Origin of the sequence: Marinobacter nauticus (assembly GCF_003634635.1) — a bacterium.
GTDB lineage: Bacteria > Pseudomonadota > Gammaproteobacteria > Pseudomonadales > Oleiphilaceae > Marinobacter > Marinobacter nauticus.
Window position 1 is genome coordinate 1,126,055 of record NZ_RBJB01000002.1, and the last position, 20,015, is coordinate 1,146,069.

General features: G+C 58.8%; 16 protein-coding genes. 7 read left to right on the forward strand and 9 right to left on the reverse strand.

Annotated features, from left to right (window positions below; all coding sequences use genetic code 11):
• The first annotated feature begins 77 nt into the window (after positions 1 to 77).
• Together mutS and fdxA are read left to right on the forward strand one after the other, a co-directional pair.
• A complete protein-coding gene (gene mutS, locus C7436_RS05545; protein ID WP_121206960.1) occupies positions 78 to 2,702 on the forward strand; it encodes a DNA mismatch repair protein MutS in 2,625 nt (874 codons plus the stop codon).
• Positions 2,703 to 2,865: 163 nt separating this feature from the next.
• Entirely contained in the window at positions 2,866 to 3,189 is a 324-nt protein-coding gene (gene fdxA / locus C7436_RS05550; RefSeq protein ID WP_011785560.1) for a ferredoxin FdxA, read from the forward strand.
• Positions 3,190 to 3,261: 72 nt separating this feature from the next.
• Here the strand turns inward: fdxA and C7436_RS05555 are convergent, their stop codons facing one another.
• From C7436_RS05555 to C7436_RS05575, 5 genes are all read right to left on the reverse strand, one after another.
• On the reverse strand, positions 3,262 to 4,296 hold the full coding sequence (locus tag C7436_RS05555; protein WP_011785561.1) for a hypothetical protein: 1,035 nt from the start codon (positions 4,294 to 4,296) through the stop codon (positions 3,262 to 3,264).
• 129 nt (positions 4,297 to 4,425) lie between these two features.
• Positions 4,426 to 5,376 (reverse strand): DegV family protein, encoded by a 951-nt coding sequence (locus tag C7436_RS05560; protein ID WP_011785562.1) that lies wholly within the window; start codon positions 5,374 to 5,376, stop codon positions 4,426 to 4,428.
• Between the two features lie 117 nt (positions 5,377 to 5,493).
• Entirely contained in the window at positions 5,494 to 6,312 is an 819-nt protein-coding gene (locus tag C7436_RS05565) for a metal-dependent hydrolase (RefSeq protein ID WP_011785563.1), read from the reverse strand.
• A gap of 241 nt (positions 6,313 to 6,553) precedes the next feature.
• Positions 6,554 to 7,930, reverse strand: coding sequence for a solute carrier family 23 protein (locus C7436_RS05570; RefSeq protein ID WP_014420962.1), 1,377 nt, complete (start codon positions 7,928 to 7,930; stop codon positions 6,554 to 6,556).
• A gap of 93 nt (positions 7,931 to 8,023) precedes the next feature.
• Positions 8,024 to 9,652, reverse strand: a complete 1,629-nt coding sequence (locus C7436_RS05575; protein ID WP_121206961.1) for an acyl-CoA synthetase — start codon at positions 9,650 to 9,652, stop codon at positions 8,024 to 8,026.
• A 148-nt stretch (positions 9,653 to 9,800) separates the two neighbouring features.
• On the opposite strand from C7436_RS05575, the gene C7436_RS05580 reads away from it, so the two are divergent.
• Positions 9,801 to 11,312: a PAS domain-containing sensor histidine kinase gene (locus C7436_RS05580; RefSeq protein ID WP_121206962.1), complete on the forward strand. Its 1,512-nt coding sequence runs from the start codon at positions 9,801 to 9,803 to the stop codon at positions 11,310 to 11,312.
• Entirely contained in the window at positions 11,312 to 11,962 is a 651-nt protein-coding gene (locus C7436_RS05585) for a response regulator transcription factor (RefSeq protein WP_014420959.1), read from the forward strand. Before C7436_RS05580 ends, C7436_RS05585 begins: the two co-directional genes overlap by 1 nt.
• Here the strand turns inward: C7436_RS05585 and C7436_RS05590 are convergent.
• Positions 11,950 to 13,365 carry an aminotransferase-like domain-containing protein gene (locus tag C7436_RS05590; protein ID WP_023009334.1) on the reverse strand — a complete coding sequence of 472 codons (1,416 nt, stop codon included), beginning with the start codon at positions 13,363 to 13,365 and terminating at the stop codon, positions 11,950 to 11,952. The two genes, C7436_RS05585 and C7436_RS05590, sit on opposite strands and share 13 nt — an antisense overlap.
• A gap of 205 nt (positions 13,366 to 13,570) precedes the next feature.
• Here C7436_RS05590 and C7436_RS05595 point away from each other — a divergent pair, with 205 nt between their 5' ends.
• The 3 genes from C7436_RS05595 to C7436_RS05605 are packed head-to-tail and all read left to right on the forward strand — an operon-like array spanning position 13,571 to position 15,918.
• Complete coding sequence (locus C7436_RS05595; RefSeq protein ID WP_121206963.1) at positions 13,571 to 13,876, forward strand: hypothetical protein; 306 nt, start codon at positions 13,571 to 13,573, stop codon at positions 13,874 to 13,876.
• Complete coding sequence (locus tag C7436_RS05600; protein WP_121206964.1) at positions 13,873 to 14,682, forward strand: PhzF family phenazine biosynthesis protein; 810 nt, start codon at positions 13,873 to 13,875, stop codon at positions 14,680 to 14,682. Before C7436_RS05595 ends, C7436_RS05600 begins: the two co-directional genes overlap by 4 nt.
• 45 nt (positions 14,683 to 14,727) lie before the next feature.
• Entirely contained in the window at positions 14,728 to 15,918 is a 1,191-nt protein-coding gene (locus C7436_RS05605) for a BaiN/RdsA family NAD(P)/FAD-dependent oxidoreductase (RefSeq protein WP_121206965.1), read from the forward strand.
• 6 nt (positions 15,919 to 15,924) lie between these two features.
• Here the strand turns inward: C7436_RS05605 and C7436_RS05610 are convergent, their stop codons facing one another.
• From C7436_RS05610 to C7436_RS05620, 3 genes are all read right to left on the reverse strand, one after another.
• Complete coding sequence (locus C7436_RS05610) at positions 15,925 to 17,376, reverse strand: phospholipase D family protein (protein ID WP_228198061.1); 1,452 nt, start codon at positions 17,374 to 17,376, stop codon at positions 15,925 to 15,927.
• Positions 17,377 to 17,485: 109 nt separating this feature from the next.
• Positions 17,486 to 18,424, reverse strand: coding sequence for a universal stress protein (locus C7436_RS05615; protein WP_121206966.1), 939 nt, complete (start codon positions 18,422 to 18,424; stop codon positions 17,486 to 17,488).
• Position 18,425: 1 nt separating this feature from the next.
• The gene (locus C7436_RS05620) at positions 18,426 to 19,913 is read right to left on the reverse strand and encodes a SulP family inorganic anion transporter (protein WP_121206967.1); all 1,488 of its coding nucleotides are present in this window, start codon (positions 19,911 to 19,913) and stop codon (positions 18,426 to 18,428) included.
• Positions 19,914 to 20,015: the final 102 nt, after the last annotated feature.

The window sequence follows — 20,015 nt, forward strand, 5'->3', positions numbered from 1 at the left end:
GTACCATCGCGGGTTTTGGTATCCCGAACGGCGTGCCACCACCCTTGCCGATGTTTACCCGGAAGAATTGAGGAACTATGACGGACTTGTCCAAGCACACCCCGATGATGCAGCAGTACCTGAAAATCAAGGGAGAACACCCGAACGAGATGGTGTTCTACCGCATGGGGGACTTCTACGAGCTGTTTTACGACGACGCTAAAAAAGCCGCAGAGTTGCTGGACATTACCCTGACCGCGCGTGGCCAGTCCGGAGGTAATCCGATTCCCATGGCAGGGGTACCCTTCCATTCGGCCGAAGGCTACATTGCCCGCATGGTTCGCGCGGGCCAGTCCATCGCTATCTGCGAGCAGATTGGTGATCCTGCCACCAGCAAGGGCCCGGTGGAACGCAAGGTCGTGCGCATTGTCACTCCCGGTACACTGAGTGACGAGGCGTTTCTGGAAGACCGCCGCGATAACCTGCTGGCAGCCATCTACCATCACAAAGAGCAGTTCGGCTTTGCCTCTCTGGATATTTCCAGTGGCCGGTTCGCGGTGTCGGAACTGGAGAGCCTTGATGCCCTGCAGGGTGAGCTCCAGCGCCTGCGACCCGCTGAGATCCTGATCAGCGAGGATTTTCCCTATACCGAGATCCTTGAGGGTTTCACCGGCGTACGCCGTCAGGGCCCCTGGCTGTTTGAATCGGACACCGCCCTGCGGGTGATCACCCAGCAGTTGCAGGTACGCGATCTCACCGGCTTTGGCTGCGAAGACCTGACCCTGGCCGTTTGCGCTGCAGGCTGCCTGTTGCAATACGCCAAGGAGACCCAGCGCACGGCGCTGCCCCATATCCGCAAACTGACCCGCGAACGCCGGGAAGACGCCGTGATACTGGATGCCGCCAGCCGCCGGAATCTGGAAATCGACACCAACCTGATGGGTGGCCAACAACACACCCTGGCCTGGGTGATGGACCGCACCGCCACTGCCATGGGAGCCCGGGAGCTCCGACGCTGGCTGAATCGTCCACTTCGGGATGTTGAGCGCGTGCGCCAGCGCCAGCAGGCAGTATCTGCGCTGCTGGACGGTTTCCACTATGAGCCGGTGCACGATCTACTGAAACGGGTGGGTGATATCGAACGGATTCTGGCCCGAGTTGCCCTGCGTTCTGCCCGCCCCAGGGACCTTGCGCGCCTGCGCGACGCTTTTCATGCCCTGCCAGAACTGCAGGAGGCACTGAAACCGGTCAACTCACACCATATCGTGAAGCTGGCCACCGTCATCGGTGAATACCCGGAACTGGCCGACCTGCTGGAACGCGCCATCATCGACAACCCGCCGGTGGTAATTCGTGATGGCGGTGTGATTGCCGAAGGCTTCGACGAAGAATTGGATGAACTCCGCAACATCAGTGAAAACGCCGGCCAGTATCTGCTGGATGTGGAAACCCGGGAGCGTGAACGCACCGGCATTTCCACCCTGAAAGTGGGCTACAACCGGGTGCATGGTTACTACATCGAAATCAGCCGGGCGCAGTCTGACCAGGCACCAGTGGACTATATCCGCCGCCAGACCCTGAAAAACGCCGAACGCTTCATCACCCCGGAACTGAAAGAGTTTGAGGACAAGGCACTGAGCGCCAAAAGCCGTGCCCTGGCCCGGGAAAAAGGCCTGTACGACGATGTCCTCGAAACCGTGGCCGAACAGCTGGCCCCGCTGCAGGACGCCGCCCAGGCCCTGGCCGAACTCGACGTGCTGAGCAACTTCGCCGAACGAGCCACGTCCCTGCGCTTCACCGCGCCGGAATTTACCGACCAGCCAGGATTTGATGTGGAGGAAGGTCGGCACCCGGTGGTGGAGCAGCTGCTGGACGAGCCGTTTGTGCCCAACAACCTGTTGATGGATACCAAACGCCGCATGCTGGTGATCACCGGCCCGAACATGGGCGGTAAGTCCACCTACATGCGCCAGGCCGCCCTGATTGCCCTGCTGGCCTACACCGGCAGTTTCGTGCCCGCCAACCGCGCCGTGCTTGGCCCGGTGGACCGGATCTTCACCCGCATGGGCTCCTCGGATGACATTGCCGGCGGCCGCTCCACCTTCATGGTGGAAATGACCGAAACCGCCAATATCCTGCACAATGCCACCGAACACAGCCTGGTGTTGATGGATGAAGTGGGCCGGGGCACCAGCACCTTCGATGGCCTGTCGCTGGCCTGGGCCACGGCCGAGCACCTGGCGAAGAACATCCGGTGTTATACCCTGTTCGCCACCCACTACTTCGAGCTGACCCAGCTGGCCGATGACCTGGAACATGCGGTTAACGTGCATCTGACCGCCACCGAGCACGACGATTCCATCGTGTTTCTGCACAATGTGCACGATGGCCCGGCAAGCCAGAGTTACGGGCTGCAGGTGGCAAAACTGGCCGGTGTACCCCAGGATGTGATCCGCAACGCCAAGACCCAGCTGGCGCATCTGGAAGGCCTGGAAGCAGGCAGCAACCCGTCGCCGGCACCCGTGAGCGTTAACGAGCCGAAACCGGCTGCACCATCTGCGACAAAGGCCGCCAGTGTCGACGCGGTGTACCAGGGCGACATGTTTGCCATGGCCGAGCCGAGCGTGGTGGAACAGGCTCTGGAGAAGCTCGATCTGGACGGCATTACCCCTAGAGACGCCCTGAACCAGCTTTATGAACTCAAGGAGTTACTGGCAAAATAACAGCATTCTGCGCCAAACTTGATCTGGGTAATAACGATATAGCAGGCCAACGCTTGCGGCAGTGTGGGGGGCTCCCTACAATATCGCTCCAAATTATAAACGGGGCCGGGTAACTGACAGGCTCCTGATGAGACTGAATCTTCTACGAACCAGGGATCTGACTATGGCGTTTATCGTTACTGATAACTGCATCAAGTGTAAATACACCGACTGCGTGGAAGTCTGCCCCGTGGACTGCTTCTACGAAGGCCCCAACTTTCTGGTCATCGACCCGGACGAGTGCATTGACTGCGCCCTGTGCGAGCCAGAGTGCCCGGCCGAGGCCATCTTCTCGGAAGACGAGCTGCCGGCAGGCCAGGAAGCCTTTGTTGAAATCAACGCAGAGCTGGCCGGCAAGTGGCCCAACATCACTGAAAAGAAAGACCCGCTGCCAGATGCCGAAGAGTGGGACGGTAAGCCCGACAAACTCAAGTACCTGGAGCGCTGAGGCCAGGCCGCGCGCAAACGAAAAAGGCCGGAGGCATCACCTCCGGCCTTTTTTGATTGGCCCTGATGCGTTTCAGCCAGCGGCCGCCAGCAGCTTTTTCGTCGCTGCCGAACGATAGAACGGTTCCAGCCTGCGCCGCAACAGCGCTTCCAGATAGCCCTCCTGCCGGAGCAGATCCACCAGCGGCAAGCCCACCGCTTCAAGTTCCGTGACAATCACTTCCCGCGTGACGCCGATATCCGCGAGCAGGTTCATCACCGGTTGGTTACCATAACGGGCATACAACCCCTCCACTACTGCCTGAACGCAGCCCTCAAAATACGGGGTCTGGCGGAAATGCAGCCAGAAGTCATAGCCCAGCACCACAAATTCCTGCAGCTGAACATCACCCAGTCCGTCCTGCAGATCCTCGATGGTTCGGTCTTCGAGAGACACCCAGGCCGCCATGACTGTGTCACGCAGTTCGTCATCACTCAAAGCCTTGTGGAGGAACTGCTCACTTCGGGCAATCAGGCTCGGCAGGCTGTCCGAAAGCCAGGCCTTGATGCGGCGTTCAAAGGTCTCATCCAGCCCCGGCACCGCCTTGTTAGCCATTTTCTTGCCGAACTTCATCATCGAGCCCACCCCGGGTACTGAGCGGGTAATCAGATTATCCTCGTAGAGGTAGTTCACCAGCCCGTGATAGACCACATTCGACACCAGCTCCTGATAAACCGGGTGAGCCATAATCTCACTGATCACCCGTTCCCGCTGGTGGCGCAACTCCAGGGCTTCCTCAACAAACGCACTGGCCTGCTCACGGGACAGAATATCGCCCAGTCTGGTCTGGCTCTGAACCGGGGCCTTCAACACTTCGGTTGCCAGGTCCGCTGCCAGCTCCGGAATGCCGGCATCCAGCTCCATGCTCACCACCACCCGCCGGATCAGGCCCATAATCTGCTCGGCACTAACCACACGCTCCAGGGTCACGCTATTGGCATACTCCAGCAGTTCGTCCACTTCCTGATGCAGGAACTTTTTCAGTTTGGCGCCTTTCAGGGCATTCAGCTCGTGCCGAACGTGGGCTTCAAGTAATTGGTCCGCCAGGGTTGAGGTGGTCTCGGTCATAAGCCTGTTTTCCTTTGCCAGGTTTTCTTGTCTGGCAAAGAGGCTAACACGTTCCGGCGTATGGCGGGTTTGCCCGAACTACACCATCAGGCGTGATACAGGGCCAGTCTGGCGACCGGCCCGTTCGATTTACTGAAAATCACTGAACTCGTGAGGCTCGGCGGCCAACGCCAGGCAGATACTGCCCGGCCCCACATAAATGGCACTGGTAATACCCATCTGGGACAACAACAGCTCAACGCCGTTCTGCTCACACGCGTCCCGAAGGCGATTCAGGCCCGGCAGATCCTCGATCTCGGTCCAGCTCAGGCCACAGGAAAGGCTGACGTACGGCGTCAGCAAACCAGCTTCCACCCGGGCGACCGCGTAATTCATCACCTTCTCTACAGCCATGTCGAAGTTACGGGTCTTGGCAACCGGTTTGCCTTCCACACCCTGCCCGAAAATCACCGGGATGATGTTCAGCGCCTTACCCAGGAAAGCCGCCACCGCAGACACGCTTTTGTCCCCTCGGCGCCGGGCGCGTTCACGGATGTAATGCAGATCCCGGGGAATGACACAGGTGTAGATTTTGTCGGTGAAGGTTTCCACTTCATGGCGAAGCGCATTCTTCGATACTTTCTGGCCAATCAGCTTCAGCGTGTGAGCCGCCAGCAGCCCCTGGCCGGCAAAGATCTGTTTGCTGTCGATCACCCGCATGGAAAATTTGCCATCCCGGCCTGCAGCCTTGCGCGCCTCTTCATAATGCGCCATCACAGAGTTCATGGCTTCAGATGCGTTCTGGTAAATCAGGCTCCGGCTGCGGGTAACGGTTTCGCAGATGGCGACATCAAATTCGGTGACGATTTTTTCCATGAAAAGATCATGAATCTGCTCGGCGCTGAACGCCTCCGTTTCCGCCTGGTGCCCCTTATCGAGCAGGCCGCTCTGATAGAACTCCTGGGTACGGACAGGATCGTGGTTATCGATGTAGGTCTGGCCATCAATAATGGCCGTGACGGGCAGCACAAACAGGTCGTGTTTGCGGGCGAATTCATAGGGTAGATCACAGGCGCTATCAACGATCAGACCAACTCGCATGCTGAATGTCTCCGGGTTCGGGCGCGTCCTCTGGCGGGTACGCCCTTTCTTATGATTATTTTGCAGCGCCCCAGTGTTACACAGGCTGATGAAAATTTCAGCAACCCGGAAACCGGATCAGGCTTCCAGTTCCCTCAGATTGGCTTCCAGCAAACCGCGATTGTCCTGCTGCCACGGATGAAAATCCCGCCGGAAATAGGCCAGAAAATCCGGCAGGCACTTGCGCAGAACCCCCGGCTTGCCCCACAGGAAATTCAGCCCGCCCAACCAGGTTCTCAGGCTCCAGAGCTTGCCGTCGGTTTTCAGAAGGCTGCAGGTATTAAGGAAGGTGTAGCGGAAGAAATTCCAGGTTACGAACAGGAACACGATCCGGCGAAGCTTGTCGTTTCCAATACAGGCACGGTATACGTCGAAGGCCACCGACTTGTGTTCGGTTTCCTCAATGGCATGCCAGCGCCACAGCCTCTTCATGGTTGGAGTCGCCCCTTCCATCCACTCCGGGTGACTGAGAATGGCGTTGGCCAGAACGGCCGTGTAGTGCTCAGCACCACAAGTCCCGGCCAGCTGCCGACTCGGCGGCAGGCGACCGACCCACTCCATATGTTTGCGGAACCGTTCGTCCAGGGCATCAATATCGTAGCCCCGGGCTTTCAGAGCCTCGTTGTATTCCTTGTGCTCGCGGCTATGCAGAGCCTCCTGACCGATAAAGCCCTTGATCTCCTCCTTCAACTTGGGATCGGTAATCTGATCCCGGTAGAGCCGGACGGCGTTGATAAACTGTTGCTCGCCATCCGGAAACTGCAGGGACAAGGCATTGAAAAAGGCCGTTCGAAAGGCATCGTTACCATGCCAGAGCGTTCTCAGTTCGGTACGAACATCGAACCGCAGGTGCCGGGGTTTGACCGTGACACCATCGGGGGTGGAGCTGATCGTCATAGCAGCCTCCTGTGGTCTGTTTGTTGTTATCGGGAGTTTGACTGCGGATAATTTTTAATCAACGGGATCAGTTTACCCCCACGTAACTGCAAACCGGAAGGCATACCTCAAGAAAAAAAGACGCTTTGTCACAATATGACAACTTGTCAGAAATCCGAACAGAAACAAAAAAGGGAGGCGCTCAGGCCTCCCAAGGACACACAGTGGGTAGATGCCACCGCCGAACACGGCGGCATCAGGTTCAGTGCTCGTTGACCGGCTCCGCGCCCGGTGCTTCCGGGTCGGGGGTAAAGCCGAGAATATGAGTGCGCTCGATCAGGAAGTACAACACCGCACCAGTGGCCAGGCCCCAGCCCGCGCCGTAAACCGCGAGTACTACGCCCATCGTGCCAGCAATACCGCGTTCGGTGTTGTTTTCCAGTTGCTCCAGGCCCACCATCAGACAGATGTAGCCGGTCAGCAGCAGTGTCAGCGACAGGGCAATCGGCAGCACCGGCTGGAAGAAGCTCACCAGCGGCAGCACAAACAGTGCGATGAAACCTGTAATCCAGAAGGTGCCACCACCGCTGTAGATGGAATCCATGGCATTACGGCCATACTTGTAGCGCTCGGCCATGGTGGCGGTCACCGCCGTCCAGATCGGGCCAGCCAGGCCAGGGTAAGGCGCGAAGAATGCGTGGCCGCCATTACGGATAGCGGTCACCAGGTGCACGCGGTCCACGCTGTTGTCGATGTCTTCGTCTTTGCGCAGGTGGTCGACACGGTTCATCAGGGACTGACCAACCACGATGTCACCGAAGGCAATGACGTAGGCAATGACTGCGGTCGGAATCGCATACAGGAATACATTCAGATCCGGGAAACCAACACTAAACGGCAGGTAGTTCCACAACTGGTCGAACGCTGGCTTGGTGATCCCCCACTCAACGTTCGGCACATCGTATTCGCCGGTGGCAAAGCCCACCAGAATGGCCACCACCATGCCCGGCACCATGCCGTAGTTGGCAATCTTGCGGGCCAGCACGTTCTTGTCGACAAAGCCTTTGAACGAGACGGAGAACATCAGATACAGACACACCAGGCCACCCACGATCAGGGAGATCGGCGTGTTGGCCAGGCGGCCTCCGGCCTCGATTTCACCCATCAATGCCGCAATACCGGCACCGATAATGATACCGCCCTTCATAGAGCGCGGGATCCAGTTAACCAGTTTACTGCCCAGCCGGGTAACGCCCAGAATCAGGAAGATCAGGAACACCAGGAACTGCAATGCAAACAGCGCCTGGATGGCCTCAGGGCCGGGTTCATAATCGGAAAGGAACAGCAGCACCACCGGAATACCCGGGGTAATCCAGCCGGGCACCAGAGGCACACCCAGCAAGGCTGGCAGCATAAAACCAATACCGCAGATCACCACGTAGGCCAGGGCCACGTCATAGGGAACACCGAGATATTTTTCCAGCAGCGGGATCATGGCCAGACTGACCACAAACATGATCAACGCCTGCACCATCTCCGCAAATTCCCAGCGGTAATGTACAAACGGAAGACGAACTTTGAAGGGACCAGCAGGCCAGTACGGCTGCTCTTCACCATTTTTTCTATGGAACATTTGCATAAAGAAACCTCCAGACACCGTGTTTCAGGCGCCAGCCAGTGTTGTTTTTGTGGAGAGGTATGGCTGCGCCGGCAGGCGCAGCCGTTAAAGGATTCAGTTCAGGTCTTTGGCCTGGTCCCTCAGTACGAACTTCTGGATCTTGCCGGTTGAGGTTTTCGGCAGCTCCGTGAAGACCACGGTCTTGGGCACCTTGAAGCGGGCCAGGTGCTCGCGGCAGAAGTTGATGATGTCGTCTTCAGACACATCCCCGGCTTCCGGCTTCAGGGTGATGAAGGCACAGGGGGTTTCGCCCCACTTCTCATCAGGCCGGGCAACCACCGCCGCTTCCAGTACGGCCGGATGGCGATAGAGGGTATCTTCCACCTCGATGGTGGAGATGTTCTCGCCACCGGAGATGATGATGTCCTTCAGGCGATCCTTGATTTCCATGTAGCCGTCTTCGTGCCACACCGCCAGGTCGCCAGTGTGGAACCAGCCACCACGGAACGCCTCTTCCGTGGCGGTCGGGTTTTTCAGGTAACCCTTCATCACTGTGTTACCACGCAGGAAGATCTCACCGATGGTTTTGCCGTCCTTGGGGACTGGCTGCATGGTGTTGGGATCAGCCACCATGGTGCCGCCCAGCGTGTGGTAACGCACACCCTGGCGGGCTTTGATCTTGGCGCGATCATGCAGAGGCAGCTCGTCCCACTCGGATTTCCAGGCACACACAGTGACCGGTCCATAGACTTCGGTCAGGCCATACACGTGCGTAACCTTGATGCCCATTTCTTCGATGGAGCCAATCACCTGGGCAGGGGGCGCAGCGCCGGCAGTCATGGACTTCACTTCGTGGTCGATGCCCGCCTTGGCTTCCGGTGAGGCATTCAGCAAGGCATTGAGGACGATCGGGGCACCACACATGTGGGTAACCTGATGGTCACGAATCAGCTGCAGAATCTTCTCCGGGTCTACCCGGCGCAGGCACACGTGGGTACCGGCCATGGCGGTAATGGTCCAGGGGAAACACCAGCCATTGCAGTGAAACATCGGCAGCGTCCACAGGTACACCGGGTGCATGTCCATGGACCACACCGTCTGGTTGCCCAGCGCGTTGATGTAGGCACCGCGGTGATGGTACACAACGCCTTTGGGATTACCGGTGGTGCCGGAGGTGTAGTTCAGGGAAATGGCATCCCACTCATTATCCGGGAAATTCCACTGGAACTGCGGGTCCCCTTCCTGCAGGAAGGCCTCGTAATCCAGATCGCTGACCTGAACGCCCTCACCATATTCCGGGTCATCCACGTCAATCACCAGCGGCTTGTGCTCCAGATGGCGCACCGCGTCCTTGATCACCTGACCGAACTCCCGGTCAGCAATCACAACCTTGGCTTCGCCATGCTCCAGCATGAAGGCGATGGCTTCGGCATCCAGGCGAACGTTCAGGGTATTGAGCACGGCACCGATCATAGGGATGCCGAAATGGCACTCCACCATGGCCGGAATGTTCGGCAGCATCACGGCAACGGTGTCGCCCCGGCCGATTCCACGGCCTTTCAGGGCAGATGCCAGGCGCAGACAGCGGTCGTAGGTTTCAGCCCAGGTGCGGCGGATAGCACCGTGAATGATGGCCGGGTAATCCGGATACACACTGGCCGTGCGCTCGATAAAATCTATGGGGGATTGAACAGCGTAGTTCGCGTCCCGGGGCTCTAGGCCCTGGTCAAAGATCGACGTCATTGGCGTGGTCCTCTAACTCGGATGTTGTTCTTATGGCGTATTCAGAAGAATCGCTAAAGCAGCTATACTCAGCATTGCCGAAAATGGTAGACCACAGCAAAACTACTAGAAACTCTACCATGGTATTATGGGAATACTTCTATAAAACATGACAGATCCCAACAATTCTCGACAAATCAATCTCCTACTGGACAGCGACCCGCAACCCACGCTGATTCTGGCAGCCGACGCAACGGTATCCGACTGCAACCGTACCACCCGTGAGTTGCTCACTATCAGTAAAGCACCTACACCAGATGCTTTGTTACCGGTAAACACTCAGGCGCTGGTGCAGGCGGCCATCGGCCAGGGCCGGGCCATTGAGGATGTGGAGTCACGGTTCAGTGATCGAATCGTTCTGTGGAGCTTTATTCCCCTGCCAGAGGGCACGCAGGTTCTGGTGCGCGGGCGCGATGCCACCAACGACATTCGGGATCAGGAGCAGGCGGTCCGCTCCAACCGGCTTTACCGCCTGATCACTGAAAACACCACCGACCTGATCTCCCGGCATGCCCCGGATGGCCGTTTTATCGACGCCACGCCCGCCTCCTGGCGGCTGCTGGGATACTGGCCCGAAGAGCTGCGCGGCAAAGCCCTGGAAGACGTTTTCCAGGGGGAGAATCTGGCCGAAGAGCTGGCACAAACCCGCCACTGCCTGCGGGAAGACGGCTACGCCACCCTCACTCTGGAACTCCATCACCGGGACGGCAGCCGCCGCTGGTTCGAAATTGCCAGCCGGGCCATCCGCGAGACATACACCGGTGCCGTAGTCGAAGTGATCAGTGTCTCCCGTGATATTACGGCCCGGGTAGAATCGGAAGAGCAGAACCGCCGACTGGCAGACGAGCTGGCCCATACCGCCCGCCTGGCCACCCTGGGCGAGCTCGCCTCGAGCATTGCTCATGAAATGAACCAGCCGCTGGCCTCCATCGTCAATTTCGCCAGCGCCAGCCAGCGTTTTCTCAAGGAAGCGGACAAACATCCGGACCGTCTGCTGAAAGTGGACGACGGTCTGCAGAAGATCGTACATCATGCCAACCGGGCCTCAGAAGTCATCAAACGGCTACGAGCTTTCCTGCGCAAAGGCCAGAAGCGCATGGCACCGGTCTCGCTCAATGCCGTTATCAGCGACGTGGTGAAACTGTGCCAGTGGGAAGCTGAAAAAAACGGGGTCCGGTTGCAGGAGTATCTGGCCGCCGATTCTCCCGTGATTACCGCAGACCCGGTTCTGCTGGAGCAGGTGTTGATCAACCTGGTCCGCAACGGCATAGAAGCCAATGTCGAAGCCCGTGGCGAAACCGGCCGGCTGTCCCATATCGTGGTGACCACCTGCATCAACGATCAGCGCGAAACCCTGATCCAGGTCACCGACGAGGGCACGGGCCTGGATGACGAAGGCATACGCCAGATGTTTCAGCCGTTTTTCACCAGCAAACCCAAAGGCCTGGGGCTCGGGCTTTCCATGAGCCGTTCGATTATCGAAGGTTTTGGCGGCTTTCTCGACGCCATACCCGCCGAAACCGGCGGGCTGTCATTGATCTGTCGATTCCCGCCTAACCAGCACCGACTCGCCCCAAATCGCACCGCAGATTTCGCACATCCGCCAGGAGAAAAACCCTGATGCCAGACACGCACAACACGGTCTACGTGGTCGACGACGACGCCGGCATGCTTGAATCCACCCAGTGGCTACTGGAATCAGTGGGGCTGAAGGTGAAAGCCTACAGCGATGGCCGCCAGTTTCTGGATGCGGTGGAAGACCAGCGCCCTGGCTGCGTGGTTCTGGATATCCGTATGCCGGGGCTGGGGGGGTTGAACGTACAGGAAGAGTTGCAGAAACGAGGCCTGGACGTGCCGATCATCTTTGTTTCCGGCCACGCCGACGTGCCCATTGTGGTACGGGCCTTCAAGTCCGGGGCTTTTGACTTCATCGAAAAACCATTCAACGAACAATTGTTGCTGGACAGTGTGCAACAAGCCCTTCAGGACGCCGACGATCCTGTACCAAACGCAACGCCTGCTGCCAGTACCGAAGCATTGATTGCCAGCATGACCCGCCGGGAAAAGGATGTATTCCTGCCCCTGGCCCAGGGTTACACCAGCAAGGAAATTGCCGAGCAACTGGATGTCAGCGTCAAGACCATCGACCTGTACCGGGCCCGGGTGATGAAGCGCCTTGGTGCCGAGCGCCTGCCAGACGTGACCGGCCTGGCCATTGCCGCGGGTCTGTTGAACCCGCTCGAACTCAGGCAGCCCGCTCAGCCAGAATGACGCTGGACTTCGTGGGCCAGGGAGCCAAGTCGTATCACCGCGGTCTCCAGCCGGTCTGTCCAGGGATTGCCACCGTTCAGTCGCAGGCAGTTCTCGAACTTGTTGGTGGTTGAGAACATCAGCCCCGGTGCCACGTTGATGTTTTCGGCCCGGGCGCGCCGATACACTTCAGTACCGGACACACCGTCCGGCAGCTGAACCCAGAGCACAAACCCTCCCTGTGGCCGGCTGACCGCCGTGCCCTCCGGGAACGACCGGGCCACGGACGAACGCAGCCGTTCGGTCGCCTCACGGTAGTGTTGGCGGGCAGCGCGCAAATAACGATCGTAACCACCCTGCTCCAGAAAATGCGCCACCGCCAGCTGAGGAATGGACGAGGTTGCCAGGTTGACAAAATATTTGTGCTGGCGGGCACTGGCCATGTGTCGGCCGGGGATCATCCAGCCCAGTCTCAGGCCCGGTGAAATGGTTTTGGAGAAGGAACTGCAGTAGATCACGTTGTCTGCACGATCAAAAGCCTTGGCCGGCCGCGGGCGCTCACCCGTGTGGTACAGATCGCCATAGATATCGTCTTCAATCAACGGCACATTGGCGGCCGCCAGCATGGCCACCAGTTGTTGCTTGCGCTCGTCCGTCATCCTGGCACCCATAGGATTACTGTGATTCGGCACCACCACGCAGGCTTTCAGAGGCCACTGCTCCAGGGCCAGCTGAAGCCCCTCCAGGCTGATACCATCGGAGGGATGGGTCGGAATCTCAATCACCCGGAGCCCCACCACTTCCAGCGCCTGCAGGATTCCCGGAAAGGAAGGCGATTCCACGGCCACAATGTCGCCGGGCTGGGTGACCGCTCGCAGGGCCAGGATGATGGCCTCCTGGGCACCGTTGGTGGCTAGTACATCGTCTGGCGAGATCGGCACGCCGAGGCTCGCCATGCGCTGGGCAATCTGCCGGCGAAAGGATTCCTTGCCGGGGAAGGCGTAGTCCAGGGTTTCCAGGCCCCGCCGGGCAGCCCACAGGGTGCTCTGCTGGATCTGCCGCAGCGGCAGGTAATCCGGGTGTGGTATGGCGGTTGCCAACGGCACCATGCGCTTCTGCTCGTCCGCGCACAGATCCAGTGTCATTTCCCGGGCAGACACCGGCAGCGGCTGGCTGCGTTGTTCCGACATTCTGGGTTCCGGCACGTCCCTGGCAGGCAACCTTACGAAATAGCCACTACGCTCCCTGGCCTGCAGATAGCCACGGGCTTCCAGCGTCTGGTGGGCCTGAAGCACCGTGGAAATGCTGACACCAAACTGACGGCTGAGCACCCGAACCCCGGGCAAACGCTCACCCTCCCGGTAAACGCCATCACGGATCAGCCCCTGCAGCTGATCCGCTACCTGGTTATAAAGCACACCCATGGTCTTCTCCCTGTTTGCAGTGGCCAATCGAGGTCTATTGCAGCAGATCCGGCGCCAATTCAGGCAGTACAGATTGGCTACTTTTCGGCCAGCACAGTTCAGATTATAGATCATCTGTACCGATTCAATGCCTGGTTAACTGAATCTGTTATGGCAACACGGATAAGCGAACAATAGAGCCATCCACTGAAGAAGGAGTTTCACCATGGCACAGGTACAGAAAACCGACGAGCGCTTTAATCAACAACCGGATAGATCCAGAGCCAGTCAGAAAGACCTGTTCAACCTTGCCGGAGCAGGCGCTACGACAGGCAACGGTCATCACCTCAAAACCATACAAGGCCTGGCCCGGGATGGCATCCGGGTAATCCCGGCCGGCCACAACCACTGGATTCTCACCGGCAACCGCCCGCTGCCGGAAGTCCACTGCTACAGTGAGCAGGAATTACAGCGTTTCGCCTGTTCGCGAGCCAGACATTATCTGACCAACCCCAACAGGGAGAACCTATGAACACCACACCGATTTATCAGGTCGATGCCTTTACCAGCACCCTGTTCGGCGGTAATCCGGCGGCCGTCATGCCCCTGGACCAATGGCTGCCAGACGAGCAGATGCAGGCAATAGCGCTGGAGAACAACCTGTCGGAAACCGCGTTTCTGGTGCCGTTGCCAGAGTCTGAGCCGGCGGATTTTCACATCCGCTGGTTCACCCCTGCGGTGGAAGTACCGCTGTGCGGCCATGCCACACTGGCCTCGGCGTGGGTGGTGTTCAACCGGCTGAGCTGGTCGGCCGACACCGTGCATTTTCACTCCAGAAGTGGTCCATTGGCCGTTACCCGCCGGGCAGAAGGCTGGCTGGAACTGGATTTCCCGAATCTGCCTTTCGAGCACAGGCCAACGCCGGCGCTGATTCTGGAGGCTTTGCCCGGGGCGCCGGCCGAGTCTTTCTACGTGCCTAACGACACCAATTACATGGTGGTGCTGGGCTCCGAAGACGAGGTGCGGACCGCAACTCCGGATAACCGCAAACTGGCCGAGCTGGGCAACCAGGGCCTGATTGTGACCGCCCCGGGAACGGACTGCGATTTTGTCAGCCGCTATTTCGCTCCCGGCGCCGGTATCGACGAGGACCCCGTGACCGGCTCCATCCACAGTGTGTTGGTGCCCTACTGGGCTGAGAAGCTTGGTAAAACCGAACTCAGGGCTCGCCAGGTTTCTGCCCGCGGCGGCGAACTGCGCTGCGAGCTCCGGGGCGAGCGGGTGGCCATTTCTGGCCAGGCAGCCTTCTACATGGAAGGCTCCGTTCACCTGCCGTGAGGCTGGTATACTGCCCGGCGTTCTTCACCAACGGCGGGTAGTATCATGGCAGATTCATCCTCAGCGTATGACGTAATCATCATCGGCGCCGGCGCAGCAGGGCTGATGTGTGCGGCAACCGCCGGCTACCGTGGTCGGCGTGTGATGGTACTGGATCATGCCAACAAACCGGGCAAGAAGATCCTGATGTCCGGCGGCGGGCGCTGTAATTTCACCAACCTGAACAGCACACCCGCCAACTTCCTCTCGGACAATCCCCATTACTGTATCTCGGCGTTGAAGCGGTACACGCCCCAGGATTTCCTCGAACTGGTGGATCGACACGGCGTCGAGTACGAGGAGAAAGCGCCCGGTCAGTTGTTCTGCCGGGACAGCGCCAGAGACGTCCTCAATGTTCTGCTGACCGAATGTGAATGGGCGGGCGCCGAGATCCGGCTAAAGACCCAGATTCAGAAGGTACGGGAGGTGAACGGTGGCTATCAGGTTGTGACCGGCAGCGGCGTGCTGAGCTGCGAATCTCTGGTGGTTGCCTGCGGCGGCCTGTCCATTCCCACCATGGGCGCGACCGGATTCGGTTATGAGCTCGCCAGAAAATTCGGGTTGAACGTCCTGCCGACCCGGGCCGGGCTGGTGCCCTTTACCCTGCAACCGGAGCTGAAACAGCAACTGGCACCACTCTCGGGCGTCAGTTGCCCGGTGGATGCCCACTGCCACAACCAGCATTTCCGCGAGCCCATGCTGGTGACGCACCGGGGGCTGAGTGGCCCGGTCATGTTGCAGGTGTCCAGCTACTGGAGGCCGGGGGATGAGGTGCACATCAACCTGTTACCCGGCCAGCCAATTCGGGAGGACCTGCTGGCACTTCGCAAGCAAAAGCCGCAATCCACTCTGGCGCAGTATCTCAACCAGCATCTGCCAAAACGTTTTGCCCAGGCATTTAATGAACTTCAGGGCTGGCATGGCCCACTGCAGGGCTGCAGCAATCAGGACATCGAGCAGATTGCCGACACTCTGGGCAACTGGACGGTGAAACCGGCCGGCACCGAGGGTTATCGAACCGCAGAAGTGACCTTGGGCGGAGTTGATACACGCCAACTCTCTTCCAAAACCATGGCGGTTCTGGATCGGCCGAATCTGTTTTTTATTGGCGAAGTGGTGGACGTGACCGGGCACCTGGGTGGTCACAATTTCCAGTGGGCCTGGGCGTCCGGTGTGGCTGCCGGCAACGAGGCCTGAGCCCCGCTACAGGTACTTCTCGATAGGCAGCCACGACAGCATCCGCGACATGGCCCGGCGCCAGAAACCCACCTCCGGCTCGTGCTGCACCTCCTGCCCCTCTGACCGCCATACCAGTTCATCCTGGCCGTTCAGTTCAACCCGCCAGCTGTTCCGGGGCTCCATGGCGTAACGGATATCGTCCGCCACGGCACCGGCGAGCTCCGGGCTTTTGATCACCAGCACCGTCTCGCCATTGAGATAAATGGAACGCAGATTCACGTTAAAAGACCCGATAAACAGGGTTTCCCGATCAAACACCACCGCTTTGGAATGAAGGCTTACCTCACCGCCGTCACAGGCCGCGCTGGCGGCCACCCAACGTTGGCAGGCAGGGGCATCCGGTCGCAATTCGTGCAGCTCAATACCCTGTTCCAGCATCGCCCGGCGCCAGCGGGCATAACCCGAATGATTGGTCACCAGATCATTCGTCGCCAGGGAGTTGGTCAGTGCAGCGACCTCCAGGCGACCGTTGCCAATTCCGTCAACCGCTTTCAGCTGGTTGTCGGTGAGGATCAGATACGCCGATTCAATCAAAATCTCGGAGCGAGCGTCCTCTACCAGTTCATACAGGGCTTGTGCGGTTCTCTGGGGAGCCTCTGCCGGTGCATCCGGGTCTTCGGGAGGCGGATCGAACACCAGTTCGGCGGGTGCGGACACGGTGTTGGTAAACAAAGTCTCCAGATAGGTTCTTGCCGTTTGCCGGTTTCCTGGTGGCGCGATCTGGTAATGCCGCGAGGCGGCAGATTCAATCAGGACGCTGAGCTTCGGTTGTGCCTGTTCAGGCTTGGGATAAAGCTCTACCAGTGGCAAGGTCCAGGGACTGTCCCAGTAGGCCTCGAAATTGGCGGTCATGTCCCCCGCCAACGGCCCCAGCACCAGAACATCGCGATCCCGGAAGTTCAGTGTCGGATGCTGATCGAAGTACTCATCCCCGATGTTCCTGCCCCCGGCAATGCCCACAAGACCGTCCACCACAAAGGTTTTGTTGTGCATGCGCCGGTTGATGCGATCAAAGTCAGTGATAAACGAGAGCCAGCGGCCAAAGCCATCCCGGGACCGGGATGGGTTGAAAATACGCACGCGGATATTGGCATGGGCATCCAGGAGGGCGAACAGGGATTCCTTGCCAGCGACGTTTATATCGTCCAACAGCAGGCGAATCACCACTCCGCGATCCGCGGCCGCAACCAAGCGGCTGGCCAGGTAGCGGCCGCTGTCATCGTCGTTCCAGATGTAATACTGGGCGTCGATGCGCTGGCTGGCAGTCTCGATCAGTGCGGCCCGGGCCAGAAAGGCATCCTGGCCTGTGTTCAGCAGTTTTACCGCCGGCAACCCGGCGCCGACCCGCTCTTCGCTCTGTGCCTGCAGAAAAGCGTCTGGCTCCGAGGCGACCGGTATTGCCGGCCCGTGTTCCATCGGCTTGATCCCTCCTGCACAGCCAGCAAGGACAACCAGGGATATCAGGGTCAATAACCTTCTGATCATCGGGTTCCCTTCTCGGCTGCCTTTGAGCAATGGTTGCTCCTTATCTGAGAATAACCAGCGGCTTGTGCGCGGTTTTCAGCATGGTGGTTGTTGTACTGCCCACCAGAAACTGGCGGATTCGCGAGTGGCCGTAAGCGCCCATCACCAGAATGTCGATGCCGTGCTCTTCCTGATAGGCGTGCAGCGTGGGCTCCACATCGCCAGCGCGGATAGCCAGCGTGATCTCAACCCCGAGGCCTTCCAGAATTTTTTCCGCCTTTTTCAGCTGCTCCCAACGATCAGCCGTGTCCGCCCCAACCATCACCAGGTGCAGGGGCATACCCCGTAACACCGGGCTGGCCGCAATCATCTCAATGCCCTTGAAGGCCGTCGCACTGCCATCAAAGGCAACCATGGCGCTTTTCGGCTCGCGGTATTCATCCGGCACCAGCAGAATTGGCCGGTGCACACTACGGATCACGGTCTCAAGCTGGCTACCGATGTGCACATCCCGATCGGAACTGCTTTCACCGTGCAACCCCATCACGAATAGCCGGGTTTCTTTTTCCAGCGCGGTCAGGGCCTCGGCCAGGTTGTCATGGCGCTGGCGCTTGACTGTCTCGCCAATACCCGCGGCTTTTACCCTGGCCTCTGCTTCGTCCAGCATGTGGTGGCCATGCTCCAGGGCAAGCTTGGAACGCTTACGGTCCAGCTCCGCCAGCTCATCCAGCAATTGCTCGCGGCTGCCAAGGCCGATGCTGCCAGCCAGATCCGGTTCGGCCGGATACCGTTCTTCATCCAGAACATGCAGCAGCATCAGCGGCGTGTCCATGTGGCGGCTGGCCCAGGCGGCAAAATCGCACACTGCAGGGGCGGCCCGGGAACCGTCAATACACGCCACAATTCTCAACTTGTCTGCCGTCATAGCTGCCTCGCCTTGCGCCTGATTCTGGCTGTTATTATTGCTGCGAATGTCAGAGTTTTCTTTGGTCTGAGTCATATCAGTGCCCCATCAGCTGGTCAACGGCGTCGGGCTTGTCGTGCACCCCGAAGCGGTCAACGATGGTGGCACTGGCCTCATTCAGGCCAATCACTTCTACATCCGCACCCTCTCGGCGGAACTTGATCACCGCCTTGTCCAGCGCGCCAACGGCGGTAATGTCCCAGAAGTGCGCGCGGCTGAGGTCTATCACAACATTATCTACCGCTTCCTTGAAGTCAAAGGATTCCAGGAATTTTTCCGAGGAACTGAAGAATACCTGGCCCACCACGGTATAGCGACGGGTGTCCGTTGCCTCGTCCAGCTCGGAGGTCACCAGCATGTAATGGCCAACCTTGTTGGCGAAGAACAGAGCCGCCAGCAGCACACCGGCCAGTACGCCGAAAGCCAGGTTATGGGTGGCGACCACCACAATAACCGTCACCAGCATCACGATATTGGTGGACAATGGGTGCTCCCTGAGATTACGGATGGAATCCCAGCTAAAGGTACCGATGGAGACCATAATCATCACGGCCACCAGGGCGGCCATCGGAATCTGCACCAGCCACTTGTCGAGCACCAGCACCAGAATCAGCAGAAAGACACCGGCCGTGAGCGTGGATAAACGTGTGCGACCACCGGATTTCACGTTGATGATGGACTGACCGATCATCGCGCAGCCGGCCATGCCGCCCAGCAAGCCGGAACCAATATTGGCAATGCCCTGGCCCTTGCACTCGCGGTTACGGTCGCTGGTAGTGTCCGTCAGCTCATCGACAATCGTCGCCGTCATCAAGGATTCCAGCAGCCCTACCACGGCAAGACCGAGTGAGTAGGGCAGGATGATCATCAGGGTTTCCAGCGTCAGCGGTACGTCTGGCCACAGAAAAATCGGCAAGGTATCCGGCAATTCACCCATATCACCTACGGTACGAATATCCAGCCCCATAACCATGGAGACAATGGTCAAACCGACGATGCAAACCAGCGGAGACGGAATCAACTTGCCCACAGTGGGTATCAGCGGGAAGAGATAGATAATAGCCAGACCAGCGGCGGTCATGGCGTAGACATGCCAGGTCACATTGGTGAGTTCCGGCAACTGGGCCATAAAAATCAGGATGGCCAGAGCGTTCACGAAACCGGTCACCACTGAACGGGATACAAACCGCATCAAGCCGCCCAGTTTCAGGTAGCCGGCGGCAATCTGGATCACACCGGTCAGCAGGGTTGCCGCCAGCAGGTATTGCAGCCCATGCTCTTTCACCAGCGTCACCATCAGCAGCGCCATGGCGCCGGTGGCCGCCGAGATCATTCCCGGGCGGCCACCTACAAAGGCAATAATCACGGCAATACAGAAGGAGGCATACAAGCCCACTTTCGGGTCAACCCCGGCAATGATAGAGAAGGCAATCGCCTCCGGAATCAGTGCCAGCGCAACCACGGTTCCGGCGAGTAAGTCGCCACGGATGTTCGAAAACCAGTTCTGCTTGAGTGCGTTTGTCATGGTCAGGGGTGTCGCTTTCAATTCCTGGGGATATCAGATCGGGGCCGCGAAGGGTACCAGAAACCGTCCTGAAAGTATGGCCAGACTGGCCATCCAGACAGA

Excerpts from the sequence above, each read along its gene's own strand:
- mutS (WP_121206960.1), top strand. The coding sequence starts at position 78 with ATGACGGACTTGTCCAAGCACACCCCGATGATGCAGCAGTACCTGAAA.
- fdxA (WP_011785560.1), top strand. The coding sequence starts at position 2,866 with ATGGCGTTTATCGTTACTGATAACTGCATCAAGTGTAAATACACCGAC.
- C7436_RS05555 (WP_011785561.1), bottom strand. The coding sequence starts at position 4,296 with ATGACCGAGACCACCTCAACCCTGGCGGACCAATTACTTGAAGCCCAC.
- C7436_RS05560 (WP_011785562.1), bottom strand. The coding sequence starts at position 5,376 with ATGCGAGTTGGTCTGATCGTTGATAGCGCCTGTGATCTACCCTATGAA.
- C7436_RS05565 (WP_011785563.1), bottom strand. The coding sequence starts at position 6,312 with ATGACGATCAGCTCCACCCCCGATGGTGTCACGGTCAAACCCCGGCAC.
- C7436_RS05570 (WP_014420962.1), bottom strand. The coding sequence starts at position 7,930 with ATGCAAATGTTCCATAGAAAAAATGGTGAAGAGCAGCCGTACTGGCCT.
- C7436_RS05575 (WP_121206961.1), bottom strand. The coding sequence starts at position 9,652 with ATGACGTCGATCTTTGACCAGGGCCTAGAGCCCCGGGACGCGAACTAC.
- C7436_RS05580 (WP_121206962.1), top strand. The coding sequence starts at position 9,801 with ATGACAGATCCCAACAATTCTCGACAAATCAATCTCCTACTGGACAGC.
- C7436_RS05585 (WP_014420959.1), top strand. The coding sequence starts at position 11,312 with ATGCCAGACACGCACAACACGGTCTACGTGGTCGACGACGACGCCGGC.
- C7436_RS05590 (WP_023009334.1), bottom strand. The coding sequence starts at position 13,365 with ATGGGTGTGCTTTATAACCAGGTAGCGGATCAGCTGCAGGGGCTGATC.
- C7436_RS05595 (WP_121206963.1), top strand. The coding sequence starts at position 13,571 with ATGGCACAGGTACAGAAAACCGACGAGCGCTTTAATCAACAACCGGAT.
- C7436_RS05600 (WP_121206964.1), top strand. The coding sequence starts at position 13,873 with ATGAACACCACACCGATTTATCAGGTCGATGCCTTTACCAGCACCCTG.
- C7436_RS05605 (WP_121206965.1), top strand. The coding sequence starts at position 14,728 with ATGGCAGATTCATCCTCAGCGTATGACGTAATCATCATCGGCGCCGGC.
- C7436_RS05610 (WP_228198061.1), bottom strand. The coding sequence starts at position 17,376 with ATGGAACACGGGCCGGCAATACCGGTCGCCTCGGAGCCAGACGCTTTT.
- C7436_RS05615 (WP_121206966.1), bottom strand. The coding sequence starts at position 18,424 with ATGACTCAGACCAAAGAAAACTCTGACATTCGCAGCAATAATAACAGC.
- C7436_RS05620 (WP_121206967.1), bottom strand. The coding sequence starts at position 19,913 with ATGACAAACGCACTCAAGCAGAACTGGTTTTCGAACATCCGTGGCGAC.